The organism is Actinobacillus succinogenes 130Z (genome assembly GCF_000017245.1).
In the GTDB taxonomy this organism is placed as follows: domain Bacteria; phylum Pseudomonadota; class Gammaproteobacteria; order Enterobacterales; family Pasteurellaceae; genus Exercitatus; species Exercitatus succinogenes.
The window spans coordinates 420,710-437,524 of record NC_009655.1 but is presented as its reverse complement, the minus strand read 5'-3'; the positions used below and the strand labels follow the sequence as shown (position 1 = coordinate 437,524).

Annotated in this window: 14 protein-coding genes and 1 CRISPR repeat array; of the genes, 2 read left to right on the top strand and 12 right to left on the bottom strand. The window is 43.8% G+C overall.

The annotated features are described in order from the left end of the window. The first annotated feature begins 62 nt into the window (after positions 1–62). Entirely contained in the window at positions 63–530 is a 468-nt protein-coding gene (gene bcp / locus ASUC_RS01980; RefSeq protein ID WP_011979031.1) for a thioredoxin-dependent thiol peroxidase, read from the top strand. Positions 531–621: 91 nt separating this feature from the next. Beyond that, positions 622–1,053: a CRISPR direct-repeat array (repeat unit 36 nt; unit sequence GTTGTAGCTCCCTTTTTCATTTCGCAGTGCTATAAT). 64 nt (positions 1,054–1,117) lie between these two features. Here bcp and cas2 read toward each other — a convergent pair. From cas2 to cas9, 3 genes are read right to left on the bottom strand one after another with little or no spacing between them, the layout of a single operon-like run. Next, a complete protein-coding gene (gene cas2, locus ASUC_RS01975) occupies positions 1,118–1,444 on the bottom strand; it encodes a CRISPR-associated endonuclease Cas2 (RefSeq protein ID WP_011979030.1) in 327 nt (108 codons plus the stop codon). Beyond that, on the bottom strand, positions 1,437–2,354 hold the full coding sequence (gene cas1 / locus ASUC_RS01970) for a type II CRISPR-associated endonuclease Cas1 (RefSeq protein ID WP_011979029.1): 918 nt from the start codon (positions 2,352–2,354) through the stop codon (positions 1,437–1,439). Before cas1 ends, cas2 begins: the two co-directional genes overlap by 8 nt. 54 nt (positions 2,355–2,408) lie before the next feature. Then, the gene (cas9, locus tag ASUC_RS01965) at positions 2,409–5,606 is read right to left on the bottom strand and encodes a type II CRISPR RNA-guided endonuclease Cas9 (RefSeq protein ID WP_041834594.1); all 3,198 of its coding nucleotides are present in this window, start codon (positions 5,604–5,606) and stop codon (positions 2,409–2,411) included. A gap of 561 nt (positions 5,607–6,167) precedes the next feature. Between cas9 and gdhA the strand changes: the two genes are divergently transcribed. Then, positions 6,168–7,517: an NADP-specific glutamate dehydrogenase gene (gene gdhA / locus ASUC_RS01960; protein WP_011979027.1), complete on the top strand. Its 1,350-nt coding sequence runs from the start codon at positions 6,168–6,170 to the stop codon at positions 7,515–7,517. Positions 7,518–7,710: 193 nt separating this feature from the next. Here the strand turns inward: gdhA and ASUC_RS01955 are convergent, their stop codons facing one another. The 9 genes from ASUC_RS01955 to ASUC_RS01915 are packed head-to-tail and all read right to left on the bottom strand — an operon-like array spanning position 7,711 to position 16,573. Beyond that, the gene (locus tag ASUC_RS01955) at positions 7,711–8,349 is read right to left on the bottom strand and encodes a bifunctional 4-hydroxy-2-oxoglutarate aldolase/2-dehydro-3-deoxy-phosphogluconate aldolase (protein WP_011978808.1); all 639 of its coding nucleotides are present in this window, start codon (positions 8,347–8,349) and stop codon (positions 7,711–7,713) included. Between the two features lie 29 nt (positions 8,350–8,378). After that, positions 8,379–9,317 (bottom strand): sugar kinase, encoded by a 939-nt coding sequence (locus ASUC_RS01950; protein WP_011979026.1) that lies wholly within the window; start codon positions 9,315–9,317, stop codon positions 8,379–8,381. Further along, the gene (locus ASUC_RS01945; protein WP_011979025.1) at positions 9,318–9,998 is read right to left on the bottom strand and encodes a GntR family transcriptional regulator; all 681 of its coding nucleotides are present in this window, start codon (positions 9,996–9,998) and stop codon (positions 9,318–9,320) included. It lies immediately after the preceding gene. A gap of 9 nt (positions 9,999–10,007) precedes the next feature. Further along, complete coding sequence (locus tag ASUC_RS01940; RefSeq protein WP_011979024.1) at positions 10,008–11,609, bottom strand: mannitol dehydrogenase family protein; 1,602 nt, start codon at positions 11,607–11,609, stop codon at positions 10,008–10,010. Then, positions 11,609–12,682: a mannonate dehydratase gene (gene uxuA, locus ASUC_RS01935; RefSeq protein ID WP_011979023.1), complete on the bottom strand. Its 1,074-nt coding sequence runs from the start codon at positions 12,680–12,682 to the stop codon at positions 11,609–11,611. Before uxuA ends, ASUC_RS01940 begins: the two co-directional genes overlap by 1 nt. Positions 12,683–12,712: 30 nt before the next feature. Further along, entirely contained in the window at positions 12,713–13,732 is a 1,020-nt protein-coding gene (locus tag ASUC_RS01930) for a zinc-binding alcohol dehydrogenase family protein (protein WP_011979022.1), read from the bottom strand. 11 nt (positions 13,733–13,743) lie between these two features. Beyond that, on the bottom strand, positions 13,744–15,024 hold the full coding sequence (locus tag ASUC_RS01925) for a TRAP transporter large permease (RefSeq protein ID WP_011979021.1): 1,281 nt from the start codon (positions 15,022–15,024) through the stop codon (positions 13,744–13,746). Between the two features lie 9 nt (positions 15,025–15,033). Next, positions 15,034–15,543 carry a TRAP transporter small permease gene (locus ASUC_RS01920; protein WP_011979020.1) on the bottom strand — a complete coding sequence of 170 codons (510 nt, stop codon included), beginning with the start codon at positions 15,541–15,543 and terminating at the stop codon, positions 15,034–15,036. 22 nt (positions 15,544–15,565) lie between these two features. Then, positions 15,566–16,573, bottom strand: coding sequence for a TRAP transporter substrate-binding protein (locus ASUC_RS01915; protein WP_011979019.1), 1,008 nt, complete (start codon positions 16,571–16,573; stop codon positions 15,566–15,568). Positions 16,574–16,815 lie beyond the last annotated feature (242 nt).

The following is a 16,815-nucleotide window of genomic DNA, read 5'->3' as shown; positions in this document are numbered from 1 at the left end:
TATCACAAAAGCGCAATGCTTGTTAGAATACTGTTAAATCTATTTTAACGAGGAAATTTCGAATGAACACCTTAAAACCCGGCGAAAACGCACCGCACTTTACCTTACCGAATCAACACAACGAACCGGTTTCCCTAACGGATTTTCAGGGCAAAAAAGTGCTGATTTATTTCTACCCGAAAGCGCTCACCCCCGGCTGCACCATACAGGCCTGCGGACTGCGCGACGCCAAAGCGGAACTAGATAAATCAGGTGTCATCATTTTAGGCATCAGCCCGGATTCGCCGAAAAAACTGGCGCAATTTGAAGAAAAGCAAGCGTTGAATTTCACCTTATTATCCGACGAAGATCACCAAGTTGCCGAGCAATTCGGCGTCTGGGGCGAAAAGAAATTCATGGGAAAAGTCTACGACGGTATCCACCGCATAAGTTTTTTAATCGACGAAAACGGCAAGATTGAACAAGTGTTCACCAAATTCAAAACAGGCGAACATCATCAGGTGGTGTTGAATTATTTAACGGAAAAATAACGGAAAATTTGACCGCACTTTATACTGCAATTAGTTTAATTTAAGAACGCAGAGTTCCAATCTGTGGAATGGCTCAAAATACGACCCAGTAGTTGTAGCTCCCTTTTTCATTTCGCAGTGCTATAATAATGGTTGCATAAATAAGGAGCAATATGGAGTTGTAGCTCCCTTTTTCATTTCGCAGTGCTATAATCTCAACGTAATTCAACTGGTACAGTTGTTTGTTGTAGCTCCCTTTTTCATTTCGCAGTGCTATAATTGCACGGTGCGATTAAGCCCATCCTTAATCGTTGTAGCTCCCTTTTTCATTTCGCAGTGCTATAATCCGTTAGCGAACGCCTGAATAACAGAACGAGTTGTAGCTCCCTTTTTCATTTCGCAGTGCTATAATAGGCTTTTTAAGGATGTCGAGCTTTCTAGCGTTGTAGCTCCCTTTTTCATTTCGCAGTGCTATAATAATAAAAAGCCCCGACGGAACTAATCCATCGTTGTAGCTCCCTTTTTCATTTCGCAGTGCTATAATTGGGACGCTGAAAAGCCTTGAAATATAACGTTTCAAGGCTTTTTTATTACTTAAAAAATACGGTTTAAAACAGCAAAAGTTGGTTGGCATTGACTTTTTTTTCTTGCAATTTTTTCTCGCCGACCAGGATTTCCATATTGGCGAATTGTTTTTCCGTGATGGAAATACAACGAATCGAACCTTCTTCCGGCAAATGTTCTACTAATCTTTTATGGTGCTTTTCCATTGAATCTCGCCCCCGAATAATACGACTGTAGATGGAAAGTTGCAGCATTTGGTAGCCATCTTTCAGCAAAAATTGGCGAAATTGGTTTGCCGCTCGCATTTTGGCTTTGGTGGTAACAGGTAAATCAAATAACACAATCATACGCATAAACACATTCTCACTCATATTGATGCTCCGCAAGTGGTATAATTTCAGGCAGTTTTAGCAAATCGGCATTGCGTTGGCTTAATGCCGTTTGAAAGGAGCCAACGCTTCGCTCAATCGCCGTTAAAGCATTCACTTTTTCTTGTTTAAATAACAGCTGATAATTCAACACCTTAATCAATCGTTGCTTTAAAATCGGCGACAAATTAGCCGAGAGCTTGTCTTCATTTTCCAGTTGCACCACCAATAAATCCACCAACGGACGGAATGGCTCAATAAAATCATCGGCAAGGTTAAAGGCATTGAGTTCGCTACGGTGAAATAAACCGATTTGCGGCAACCAACCATACAGCACCAACGCCCGAGCCACCGCCGAACGCATTACCGTATAGCCATAATTTAAGGCACTATTAACCGCACTTTCATCTTCGCTACGCTTAAAACCTTTGCCAAATAAAGTTTGGAAATAAATGACTGCACTTTGTGCTTCTAAATTCTCTTTATCGCCCGATTTCACTTTCTCCGCCATCTTCAACAAGCGGTCGGATTCTGCTTGAAATTTGCAAATTTTTAGCACACCAGCTTGATTACGAATTTTCTGTTGCACAATCGCTTGCCACAGTTGTTTTTTCTGCGGCAGACTGGCTTCCAACTGCAATTTGAGCGTTTTGAGCTGGCGATGATATTGATTAAACGGCAACCATTGTCCGCAGGGTAAAAATTGTTCATCACAAGTCAAAAAGGTAACGCCATGCAAACCAAAGGCGGACAACAACGGAATGGTAATCACTGTTTCCCGACTTTCCACCACCACAATCGCAATATCTTCTAACGGTACGGTAAATTCATTTCCTTCTTGCTGAATCAACATTTGATTTTGTTGCAACGAAAGTTTGCCGCCCTTGCTCATTAAAATACTACGCCACGTCATAGATTCTCCTTAATACAAAAAAATCCCCACACTCGTGAGAGTGTAGGGACTGATTTAACGCACGTGTTGTCGTTTTGTTGGACGACAAGGACGGATATTTTTACCGAGTTCATCGACTTGGTATTTTTCAAGGAAAAAAGCGGTTTTTACACCTAAACCACGATGAGAGCCATTTTTTCCTTTTGATTTTTCTAAATCGTGTTCTTCAATCTCAATACTGCCAGTAGCACGATCTAAACCATTAAAGTAACCAAAAATTTCCCCTTTTTTCGTTTTAACTTTAATTAAATCATTTTTATGCATTGAAAACTGAAAAACAGCATTTTCATCCATTTCTTCCCATTCGCTTTCATCTTTACCTTGAATAACCGCCTTATTCGGCAAAATCCCTTTCGCTACTTGCCAAGTATAAATCGGCACAAGGAAATATTTTCCACCTTTGGTAAAGACATCAACCCGTACTATTGAACCTGTTGCATTATCGGCGACACCATTGCCATTACGCACCAATACACCTGATTTCTGCGTTTGCTCTACTCGCACCGCTTTTACCAATGCACCACCTTTTTTATAGAAAGGTTCGGCAAAGGCTTTAGCTGGATCGTTACCAAACTGCTCCAAACATTCTTTTAAGGCTTCATACAGTGCCATTTCACGCTCACGATTGACCATTCGTTCTAAATCGCTCAGTTTAAGCTGCGTTAAAGGCACTTTTAACACGCTTAGCCCTTTATCTAAACGTTTCGCCGATTTCACCGTTTCCATATGTCCTTGCCCCGTCATTTTGCGAGTTGGCATACGAGAGACAAACAGCGGTTGCACAAATTCGTGATTGTATTGCGGATAATCAGGCAAGCGGTTTTCCAGTTCTAATTTCGGGTTTTCACTAAAAATGCGAATTTCCACATTTTCTTTAAAGAACTTCCACGGCGTTGGGAAATGGAGCGAAATAATCTCACCTGTTTCACGGTTAATACGTTCTCCCTTATACACTCCATCTTTTTTATCTTTAAATAATCTACCTTCTTTATATTTAACAAATTTAGTTATCTTATCTTGCATAGACTTTGTCGAACAAGCTACCACAACCGCATCTAGTGCATGATGACGATCATTGTTTTCACGAACTTTTTGTAGTCCCCAGCAACCACGTAATAAAGCTGTAATTTGTCCATTTGAAGCAAAAACTTTTCGTTTGCCTTTGCCTGTCAGCAACATATTATCGGCAATATGGTTGCACAAGAAACGAGCGACATAGCGAGTGTCATTTAAATTACGCTCAATAAAACTTTTTTCATCTAATTCTTGAATTAGAACCCGTTGTTTTTTCGCATAAGAAAAACCGCTGGTCTGCACTCGTGCCACAAAATGTTGCCAGCCTTCGCTGTTATTTTTGCCGTCTAACCATTCATAAGGCGTGGCGTTGCCTTTGTTTTGGTTTTCATTAGCAAGCACTAGCACTTTGTTATTAAAACTGTCGTCCCAAGTGCGAGAAAACGGCAGGGCGTGATCCACTTCCACGTAGCCTTTTTCCAACAAGCGATATAATTCCAACGATTTGCCTGAATATAGACATTTCGCTTGTTGCAACTCATACAAACGCATTTTCAGAATATCTTTACCTTTTGGCTCGCCAACAAAATTCGGAAAATATTCTTTGAATTTTTTCACCGCATTTTCACGCTGTTTGCGGTTTTCTTCCTGCTGTTTCTCCAACTTCTTACGATCTTGATAGGATTTGCCCACTTCACGCCCTGTTTCAATATGAATACGAGCAGGCGAACCATATAAACGCACCACCGCATTGATTACTTTACGAGCTTGGGTTAGCGTGCGTAACACCACAGGATTGCGGATTTCATCGGTGGGAATGTTCGGCAACAAGCGGTCAATTTCGTCCGATTTTTTACCATAATGATCACCATAAATCGCAGAAACCGCTTCATCATAACGTTGCCCTTGCAACATTAATGGCAAAATTTGTTGTAATGCTTTAAGCGAAAGCTGAATAAATTTATCGAAATTGAGATTTTCTAATAAGGCATTCAATACGCTTTCTGATAACTTGCCATCTAAATAACGATGAATATCGTCATCAGTTTTATACAGCGAAAATGCCGTGCCGATTTCATCTAACAACGCAGGATTATTTTTCAGCTCGTTCCACTCTGCTTTTAAATCCAACCCTTCCAAGGCTTTGCGAATTTGATGATAGGCTTTCACTTCCATTAAAGTCGTTTTCGTTTCCACGGCTTTTTTATCTTCGCCTTGATAACGTAAACCTTTAAAAATCGCCTCGTCCGATAAGCCAAGCAGTGTGCGAACTTGGGCGTAAGTCAGTTTGGCTTTTTCATAAGGCTGATCGAGTAACGCAAAACGTTCGTTATCAGTTAAAGCTCGCTCTGCGCCCTGTTCTAAAATGCGTAAATTATTCAGCTTGGTGAGCCAAACAAAACGCTCGGCTGAATAGCTATTTTTCGCTGCTTTATATTCAGTTGGCTCAAAAGTACATTTACCCAACATTTTCAAAATGGCTTCGCCTGCCAAGGCTGGCTTTTGCCACATCAATAAAGCGGTCAAATTTTCCAATAATTTTGTAGAAGTGTGCGGATTGCCCAATGTGGCTTGACGTTGGAATAATAATTCCATTTCTGCTAATAAATCCAAACGGCTAAACGTATGCGTATAAGCGCCACGCTGATTGCGAATATGTCCTTCTTCCGCTTGGAATTTGTTCACCGCAATTTCCGCAGGCGTGCGATATTCGGCAGATTGCAAAATTTGATGATTGATCGCCACACCTGACAACAAAGCCCCGAGTTCTTTATTTTCACTTTTGCTTTCGTTTTTGCGTTGCGATAAATAGCCGCGATGTTTTAATAAATGTAACAACACCGCCGCCCATTCTTGACGCTCCAACTTTTGATCTAAGCCTTTTACACGCAACTGCCACGCCTCGTTTGGCAAGATTTCATCGGCTGAAAGCAACAGATTTTCTGCTTTCAGTAAACGTTTAGCTTTCTTAATTCGTTCAGCACGACGTTTCACCAAACGGCGAGAAGAACGAGCTAAGCGACGAGCCAATGCCAAACTTTCGCCCGTTTTCAGCACTTCTGCACGGTCAAAGGTTCGCACGCCCACATCAATTAAACGCTGTGGATTTTCTTGCTCATCAATTTCCACCACAGCCCAACCAACTGAAGCAATACCAAGATCTAAACCTAAAATATAATTTAAATTCATGTTGTTCACAGCTCATCTCCCACAATCTAGAAAGTTGCTGGGATTGTAACAATTTTTAATCAAATAATAGAAATATATTGACGAAAAATTGAAGTAAATTTACAATTGAATTCATTGTAATGGCACTGCGAAATGAAAAACGTTGTTACAATAAGAGATAAATTTCTCGCAACGCTCTGCCTCCTGGGACTTCCTCAGGGGGCATCGTTTTTTATTATTATTCCTCATAAAAAATCAAGCGCAAAAACAACCGCACTTTGAGTCGTTTCAAAATAATTTTAGCTGTAGAGAGCGAAGCATTTTTACGCTAATCCCAATTAGAAAAAAGAATGGTTTTTATGTATTAAAACATAAACCTTCTTAAATTCCAGTCAAATTTTTAAAATTCAGATAATAAAACCAATTATTTTTTATATATAATTTAATAACAAAAAGCATTTTTTTCTTTTTTACGCCTCTCACCAAGAAATCGTTTGATTTTCCGTTTTGTTCTATTGCATATTAAGGACGAGCCGATAAAACGGCGTAATATTACAATGACAAGCATTCAACATTAAGAAGGATTTTATCATGTCAAACTCGGTAGCATCATTAGAAGAATTTTTAGCTTTGGTGGCAAAACGCGACGGTAATCAGCCGGAATTTTTACAGGCCGTACGTGAAGTGTTTACATCAATCTGGCCGTTCCTGGAAAAAAATCCGCAATATCGCTCACAAGCCTTATTGGAACGCTTGGTTGAACCGGAACGCGCTATCCAGTTCCGGGTGGCATGGACGGATGACAAAGGTCAGACTCAGGTTAACCGAGCTTTCCGCGTGCAATTTAACAGTGCGATCGGTCCGTTTAAAGGCGGTATGCGTTTCCATCCGTCCGTTAACTTATCTATTCTGAAATTCTTAGGCTTCGAACAAATCTTCAAAAACGCGTTAACTACATTACCGATGGGCGGCGGTAAAGGCGGTTCCGACTTTGATCCTAAGGGCAAATCCGACGGCGAAGTCATGCGTTTCTGCCAAGCGTTAATCTCGGAATTATATCGTCACGTGGGTCCGGATACGGACGTACCGGCGGGTGATATCGGTGTAGGCGGTCGTGAAGTAGGTTATCTTGCCGGTTATATGAAAAAATTATCTAACCAAGCCGCATGCGTGTTTACCGGTCGCGGTTTGTCATTCGGCGGCAGCTTGATTCGCCCGGAAGCCACGGGATACGGTTTGGTTTACTTCGCACAAGCAATGTTGGCGGAAAAAGGTCAATCTTTCGACGGCAAAACCGTGCTCGTGTCCGGTTCCGGTAACGTAGCGCAATACGCTATTGAAAAAGCGCTTCAATTAGGCGCGAAAGTGGTCACTTGCTCCGACAGTTCCGGTTATGTTTATGATGAAGCGGGCTTTACTGCGGAAAAATTAGCCGCATTATTGGAAATCAAAAACGTTCAACGCGGTCGTGTAAAAGATTATGCGGAAAAATTCGGCTTAAAATATGTTGCCGGTGAAAAACCGTGGACGGTAAAAGCCGATATCGCATTACCATGCGCAACGCAAAACGAATTGGATTTGGACGCTGCAAAAACCTTAATCGCAAACGGTGTGCAATTAGTGGCGGAAGGTGCGAATATGCCGACGACTATTGAAGCGACCGAAGCATTGCAACAAGCCGGGGTGTTGTTCGGACCGGGTAAAGCGGCCAATGCCGGCGGTGTGGCGACTTCAGGCCTCGAAATGGCGCAGGGTTCGCAGCGTGAATACTGGACGGCCGAAGTAGTCGACCAAAAACTGCATAACATCATGCTGGACATCCATGCCAACTGTAAAAAATACGGTACCGACGAACAAGGGAATATCAACTATGTTGCCGGTGCAAACATCGCCGGTTTCGTAAAAGTAGCCGACGCGATGTTGGCGCAAGGCGTTTACTAATCGGTTTGCCAATCGAATGTTGTTTGATTAAAAACTTTTAACCAAAAAGAGTGGGTAAACCCCACTCTTTTTCTATTATACCAATTTGCCCCGGCTGCACCCCAACCGAACAAGAACCGAATGAGCGTTCTTCTCTCCAGCGGTTCTTATCGTCGCCCTGACCGGTTTCTCCGGTTATTGTTTTAACACGGTTTTAGCTGACCAATTCCACCGCTTCGCGTACCAAGCGCCCGATTTCATCCCAGTTCTGCGACTTAATCAGCGCCTTATCCACAAACCAGGAACCGCCGCAGGCCACAACGTTCGGAACGGCGAGATAATCTTTGATGTTCGAAGGCGAAATGCCGCCCGTCGGCATAATCTGCAGGTTTGCATAAGGTCCGAGCAACGCTTTAATCATATTCACCCCGCCGCTGGCTTCCGCCGGGAAGAATTTCACCGCCTTCACGCCTAATTCCAATGCCGCTTCAATCGCCATCGGGTTGTTGACCCCCGGCGTAACGGGTAAGTCCAACGCTTGGCAAAGTCTGACGATATTCGGGTTAAATCCCGGCGTCACAATGCAATCCGCGCCGGCGTTTTTAGCCGCCACCGCTTGTGCCGGGGTCAGCACGGTTCCTGCCGCAATCAGTACGTCGGGAAAATGCTGACGGGTTAACCGAATCGCTTCTTCACCCGCCGCCGAACGGAAGGTGATTTCCGCCACCGGTAAACCGTTGTCCGATAAGGTTTGCACTAAGGGAATAATGTCCTTCGCCTCATCCACGGCTATCACCGGGACCACTTTCAGTCGGCTGAGTTTTTCGATAATTTGTTCGGTGCTGTAAGCCATAATCCGTCCTTAATTTTTCTATCTTGTATTTAATTAAACGCTGCGCGTAACGCTTCGGTGGCGGCAGGGTCGATTATCGCGCCTTTATGTTGAATCACGATGCCCGCCAGTCGGTTACCTTGCTCGCAACAAACGGTCAACGGTTTGCCCTGTAAATAGCCCGCCAGAAAACCGGCGTTGAAGGAATCGCCGGCGGAAGTGGTGTCCGTTACGTTTTCGACGGGAATCGTCGGAACGAAGGTCTGCGTGCCGTTTTCACAAATCGTGGCACCCAGACTGCCTTGTTTTACGATGATTTTCGGAATATCGAAGGCGGACAAGCGGGTGATAGTGGCTTGTTCGTCCGTATCCGACCACAGCATTTCTTCGTCGTCAAAGGTGACTAACGCCACATCCACTAACGGTAACAAGGCTCGATAACAGGCTTGCGCCTGTGCGAGGCTGTCCCATAATTTCGGACGGAAGTTGCTGTCGAAGGCGATTTCCACGCCGGCTTTTTTCAATTCGCGCAATTGTGCAATCAGCAAAGTGCGGTCGTTTTCCGGCAAGATTGCCAGACTGATGCCGCTTAAATAAATCATGTCCGCACTTTTCAGGGCGGAGAGAACCTGAGGATAATCCGGGTGTTGCAGCAAGTAACGGGCGGCGGATTGGTTGCGCCAATATAAAAACGTCCGTTCGCCTTGTTTGTCTAACTGAATCAGATACAGACCGGCGGAACGGTTTTCATCGCGCAGCACCCAATCCGTCTGAATGCCGTCCCCCTGCCAGCGGTCAATCATGCCCTGACTCAATTTATCCGTGCCCAAGGCGGATACGTAACATACCTGAATCCGTTCGGGCGAGCTGACGCGCGCCACATAAGTCGCCGTATTCAGCGTATCGCCGCCGTAAGTCTGACGCATAGTGCCGAACGGCTCGCCGTTCAGCTCTATCATGCATTCTCCGATTAGAGCGAGTTTTTTCATTTAATTACCACTCTTATTGAAATAATGGCTGTATTCTTTCTCAAAACTATCTTTATCCAGTTCGTATTGATATAAATGCCGCTCAATGCATTGAGTCGCCGTATCTTTGTCCTGGTTGTGAATAGCTTTCAGCAGAATTTTATGTTCTTCCAGTGTTTTTATAGACGGTTTTTTCTTAAAGATAGAGGTTCTTGCCCGGTCAAAATGAATATTCAACCCTTTCATTAATGCATAAATTCGATCTTTGTGGGTGATTTTGAAAAATAACTGATGAAATTCGTTATCCAACTCTAAAAATTTTTCATAATTACCTTGCTTCAAATAAAATTCCTGCAAACTGAGACTTTCATCTAAAATATGAAGATCCTTTTGGTAAGAATCTTCACATAATAGCGCAATGACTTCTTTCTCTAAGGTTTTTCGCAAAAAACGAGCCTCTTCCACGAGATCCGAATCTATCAATGAAATAAACGTTCCTTTTTGCGGTTGTATAGTAACTGCGCCGTTACGGGCGAGATCTATTAACGCTTCCCTAACGGGAGTCCGACTGATGCCTAATAAATTGGCTAACTCTATTTCACTGACTTTACTTCCGGGGACTAACTCCATGTTGACGATCATTTCTCTGATTACGCGATATGCGTAATCCCGCGAGGATTCTCGAAGCTTTGGCTCTATCATTTTACTACCTTAATTTACATATTTATGTAAGCTAGTTCTTACCGCCCCCACGCCTACTAATAATTCGTTGAAATATTGTTCAACTCTGCCCGCTAGACCGACTTCATACAGATCCACACCGAAAATGCTTTTATCCGATAAAATCGGTTTTAAGGTTGCTGATGATACTACACTTCCCAACGTTATATTAGCGAGTTTTGCTTTTAATTCGGTTAAACGCGGATCCGGACTGTTTTCGAACGGCTGACCTTCATCGTCAATACCCAATAAATAACGTAGCCAACCTGCAAAAATCAACGGAATAGCGACCAGACTATCTGTCGATTTACCGGCTTTCACGTAGGATTTAATCGTTTCGCCGAAGCGGATAGCCAGTTTTTGCGACGTATCCGTCGCAATACGCTGAGGCGTATCCGGAATGAAATCGTTGGAAAAACGAATATTAATGACTTCATCGAGGAATTGTTTCGGATTGATTAATTGCGGATCAATCACCACCGGTAAACCTTCCTGATAACCTAACTTCCGAATTAACGCCGACAAGTCCGCATCTTGCACTTCGGTAGAAATTTTGGTGAAACCGAGCAGACAACCGAAAATGGCCAAACCGGTATGCAACGGATTGAGACAAGTGGTCACTTTCATGGTTTCGATTTTATTCACGGTATCGCGATCGGCAAAAATTACGCCGACTTTCTCTAATGCCGGGCGACCGTTCGGGAAGTCGTCTTCGACGGCAAGATATTCTAATTCTTCCGCATTCACGAAAGGCGCGACATAGGTATTTTTCGACGTCACGACCGGCGCCAGATTTTCAATACCGTCGTTTTGTAATTGCTGTTGCACTTCCGTGTCGGGGCGCGGTGTGATTTTATCAATCATCGACCAAGGGAAGCTGATTTTATCCGAATTTAAATAATCTAAAAAATCTTGCGATAAATGACCGCACTTTTTCCATTGTTCGGCAAATTCCAAAATCACTTTTTGCAATTTTTCACCGTTTTTAGACATATTATCCATGCTGACGACCGCCAACGGTAACGCGCCGACAGCAAAGCGTTCGTGCAATAAGGCAATAATCTTACCGATATAACTCTGCGGTTTTGCCGGTCCCTCTTCAAAGTCTGCTTTCACCGCCGGATAGTATTCGCCGTCCAATCCTTTGATTAAATAGCCTTTTTCCGTAATGGTTAAGCTGACCATTTGCAGCGACGGCGACTGGAAAATCGCTTTCAAACGGCTGAAATCCTGTGTAAACGCCGGATCCATGCGCAAGCTTTCCACAATACTGGCCACCACGATTTTATCCACCGAGTGATCATTTTTTAATTTGGCGAATACGCAAAGGTTATCAAAGGGTTGATAGGCTTTCTCGATAATTTCGTAATCAAACCCTTCCGCGACGATAATCCCTTGTTGCGCGTCGCCCTGATTCAGCAAACGCTGTTGCAGATTGGCTAAAAAGGCGCGGAAAATATTGCCGGCCCCCAAATGAAGCCAAACCGGTTGTTGTTTTGTGTTACTTACTACATCGGAAATGCCGAATCGGGGCAATTGATACCCCTTTTCCTGCCATTCTTTTGAATTTAAAGCATCATATGAAAGTTTCATTATTTGCGTCCTTTTTCTTTTTCGTATGCGTCCCAAAGCCCTTCTACATACATAATTCCTAATGCGCGGTCATATAAACCGTAGCCCGGACGGCATTTTTCATCCCAAATGTGGCGCCCGTGATCCGGTCGCCAATATCCGTCGAAACCGACTTCATGGTAGGCTTTTACGATTTCCGCAATATCCAGAGAGCCGTCGCGGGTTAAATGGGAGGTTTCATAGAAATCTCCGTTTTCGAATACTTTGATATTGCGAATGTGCGCGAACGGAATACGTTTATGGAAAGTGCGGATCATTTCCGGCAAATTATTTTTCAGATTCGGGCCTAAAGCGCCGGAACATAACGTAATACCGTTTGCAGGGCTGTCTACCATATCTACGATTTTTTGGAAATCTTCATGGCATTTCACAATACGCGGCAAGCCGAATACGGAGAACGGCGGATCGTCCGGGTGAATCGCCATGCGAATACCCGCTTCTTCCGCTACCGGAATAATTTGTTCCAAGAAGTATTTCAAGTTTTCTCTTAATTTGTCTTCCGTCATACCTTTATAAAGGTCGAACAATTTATCCAAATGTTTCAAACGTTCCGGTTCCCACCCCGGTAAGGTGAGATCCTTAGAATTTTCTTCAAACTGTTTTACCAACACTTTCGGATCGATACCGTCGATACGGGCGTGTTCATAGAAAAGTGCGGTCGAACCGTCATCCGCTTCTTTAAATAAATCCGTGCGGATCCAGTCGAACACCGGCATAAAATTATAACACACGACTTTTACGCCGTATTTTCCCAGACTGCGCAGAGTGGTTTTATAATTTTCAATGTAAACGTCACGATCCGACGCACCCAATTTGATGCTTTCGTGAACATTCACACTTTCGACTACGTCAATACTTAAACCGTAAGGTTCGACTTGAGATTTCACTTCGGCAATACGTTCTTCCGGCCATATTTCTCCGGCGGGAATGTCGTGTAATGCCCAAACCACCCCGGTCATACTCGGAATTTGTTTAATATGGGCTAATGGAATCGTATCGTTGCCTAATCCATACCATCTGAATGTTGTTTTCATAAAATTAATCCTTTTTTTAACCGCACTTTATTACCATTCGAGTAATACTTTACACACCGTATTTTTTTCGTTTTTGATCACATCAAAGGCTTTTTCAATATCTTCGAACTTATAAGTATGCGTAATCATTTTTTCCGGCGTAACTTTATGTTCTTCGAATAAACGAATCACTTCAGGGAAACGTTTATTGTTTAAACGGGTACCGAAAACATTAATACCTTTTTTAGTAAATGCGACTTGCGGAATTTCCGACGGTGCGGCACCGGTTCCTAACACGACCAAACGACCGGACGGCGCAACAATATCCAACGCATCAAGAATGCTTTGCGGCGAACAAACCGCATCCACTACCACGTGCGCACCTTCGTCATCGGTAAACTCATTGACCGCTTGGCGCATATCGATATCTTTCACGTTAATCGCTTTGGTCGCGCCCATTTCCCGCGCTAATTGCAGACGTTCTTCGAAAATATCGGTAATCAGCACTTCCGCACCGCGGGCCCGTGCCACCTGCATCACCGCCAAACCGGCAGGACCGGAACCGAATACCACGACTTTATCGCCGGCAGCGATAGACGCCCGGGTATTAATTTCCACGCCGACGGCATAAGGTTCGATTAAACAAGCGGTTTTATGCGGGATTTTATTTGTATCCACTAAATAAACATTATCCGCCCGGGTTTTGGCGTATTCGGCAAAGCCGCCTTGTGAATGCACTCCGGTAACCTGTAGGTTTTTGCACACGTTGTGATGACCGGTACGGCAGGCGTAACAATGTCCGCAGCTGTTAACTATATCGCTCACCACATAATCGCCGACTTTAACGTGTGTTACGGCTTTACCCGTTTCCACCACGGTTCCCACAAATTCATGCCCGATAATGGCCGGATATTTGGCAAGGGAATTACCGCCGGTATAAATACCGATATCCGAACCGCAAATTCCGCCGAAAGCCACTTTAATAATCACATCATCATCTTTTGTCACGGTAGGCGCCGGCACATCGGCGACAGTTAATTCGAAAGGTTGGGAAACAGTTATTGCTTTCATTTTATCAATCCTTATTTAGTAAAAAATTCAAGTGGTATCATGAACGTACTCGGGAATACGATTAACACGAGCAGCACCACAACAATCGCAAGCAGGAAAGGCCATACTTTGCGCACGATACGTTCCATGTTGATTTTACCCGTACTGGCGGCAACGTTTAATACCGTACCTACCGGCGGCGTTAACAAACCGAAGACGCAGGTAATAATAAATACCACCCCGAAATAGACCGGATTAATTCCCGCCTGTTTCACTGCCGGCATTAATACCGGTGTTAAAATCAAAATAGTCGGTACCACGTCCATCGAAGTTCCCACCAGCAACACTAAACCGGCAATCACAAGCATTAACAGAATCGGCGAACCGATAAACGGATGAAGTAAATCCGTGACAATACGTGGAATATTACCGATGGTCATCAGCCAGGAAGACACCATCGCGGCGGCGGCCAGAAACATAATTGCCGCACTGGCTTTCGCGGAAGAAATGAAACATTCTTTAATGGCTTGGAAAGTTAATTCTCGGTACACAAACAAACCGATGATTAACGCATAAACAACCGCAACCACCCCGGCTTCCGTCGGCGTAAACATACCGCTACGCAAGCCTAATAAAAGACCGACCGGCATCAAAATCGCCCAAAGCGCTTCACGCGTAGCGCGTACCACTTCGCGGAATGATCTTTTCGGCAACGGTACGGCGGAATCGCGACGGGAAACGATAGCCCAAATCACACAAAGAGTCAGTGTAATATAAACGGCCGGTGCAATACCGCCCATAAATAAATCCGTTACGGATACGCCCGCGGTAACGCCGAAAATAATCATCGGCACGGACGGCGGCATAATCGGCGATAAAATATTACCCGCCGCAATCAACGCGGTAGCGCGATCACGGTTGTAACCGATAGTCGCCATCATCGGAATTAAAATTGCCCCTAAAGCGGCAGTAGACGCCACCGCGCTTCCCACCAAACTGGCGAACAATAGAATAGCGATAATCGCCACATACCCTAAACCGCCCCGGATATGCCCCACAAGTGCGGTCGCCGCATCAACGATTTTGTTGGTTAATCCGCCCCGGTTCATCAAATCGCCGGCAACCACAAAGAACGGAATGGCCATCATAGAAAAGCTGTCCGCACCGTTAAACAGATTTTGCGAAAGAATCTGTGAATTGAAGCCGCCCAGATAAAACATCAGCATCATGCCTGAAAACAGCAGCGAGAATGCAATCGGTACACCGATTACAATACCGCCTACAAGGCTGGCTAAAAAAATAAGAATGGTCATGGTTTTCTCCTAATCTGAATCTGCTTCACTCATCAATGCGGCTTGGTGAACAGATTTAGGATTTCTAATCACATCAATAATATTCAGTAACGCAATTAAAATAATTGCCGCTCCCGTCAATAATCCGATTCCGTACACAACGGATAAAGGCAAACCCGTTGCCGCCGCTTTCGCCGTATGCGATTGAACCACCATAGCCAGGCTACCTTTAAACAAGATAGCCATAACGACAATAATGATGACCCGTCCAACGACGAAAAGCAGCCATTTCAATTTTTCCGGTGCGTTTTTAATGAACGTATCCACGCCCAAATGGGCATTTTCCTTCATCGCCACAATCGCCCCGAGATAAATCACGTAAACAAAAACATATCTCGAGACCTCTTCCGACCAAACCAAACCGGAATTGAAAAAGAATCGAAGTATGACGTTAAAAAACACAAGGGCAATCATTACGGCGAGCATCACACCCAGCAATATTTGAATACCGTTGAACAATTTATCGGTAAAAGTTTTCATACTTCAATACTCCGTCTTATGATTATTGGGTATCTCTGACTTTATTGACTAAAGCTTCGGCCCAATCGTATTTTTTATACAACTCGTCATAAAGCGGCTGCATTTTTTCCACTAACGCCTTTTTATCCGCTTCAGTCGGAACGGTAATTGTGCCGCCTTTCTCCTGCACTAATTTTTTATCCGCTTCGATACTGTTCTGATAAAGATCCCAGCTTTTATCCGAGGTCGCTTTCGCCGCTTCATTAAAGATCGCTTTTTCTTCATCACTTAAATCCTTCCAGAAATTCGCGTTTGCTAATAATTCCAAAGAAGAAATCATATGATTGGTTTCATAAATATTTTTGTTTACGGAATAGAAACCTTGCTGCACAAAAGTAGACAACGGATTGTCCTGACCGTCTACCACGCCTTGTTCAAGTGCGGTGAAGACTTCGCCTAATCCCATAATCGCCACGTTCGCGCCTAACAGCTCCGCCACCTTCACGTGAATCGGATTGTTCGGCATACGCATTTTTTGACCTCTGAATTGTTCCGGATTAGACAGCGGTTTGCTGGAAGAGAAAACTCGGGCGCCGTTCGGCATCCAGGCTAAAAATTTAATCGGTTGGGATTCTTCAAAGCTCGCAGCGATTTCCTGACCGACCTCGCCTTGGTAAATATTACGGGCATGCGCAACGTCTCTGAATAAAAACGGAAAATCCGGTACGGACATTTTCGGTACTTCGGACCACATCACCGTCCCCAATACGGACATATCCACGATACCTTGGCGGGTGTAATCAAAGGATTGTTTTTCATCGCCTAATTGCCCGGAATCATAAATATCGATTTGATATTTACCGTTAGTTTTACTTTCAATCATAGGTTTGAAGACTTCTTTTAACGCAATGGTCGAAGGGTGGGTCGGGGCAACAACGGAAGAAACTTTCACAATTTTAGCTGATGAACTGCCGCCGTTATCATCGCAGGCAGAAAGTGAAAACAGCATCACACTCGCTAATAATGTTTTCAAGAAGGTTCTTTTTTTCATAGTCACTTTCCTTTTTATGGTTAGACATTCTAGTATACAAGCATTCTATAAATTAAAGATTAACAGAAAAGAGAAAAATAATGTGTGAGAGAGATCACAAAATTTGAAATTGGTCGGAAATTACTTGAAAAGAATTAAAAAGGAAAACAGACATTTGAAACCGGGTCGGTTTATCTTTCATAAACGGCGCCTAAAAGAGCGGTCAAAAAATAAAGATTTTTTACTATTTCAGGAAATTTTTT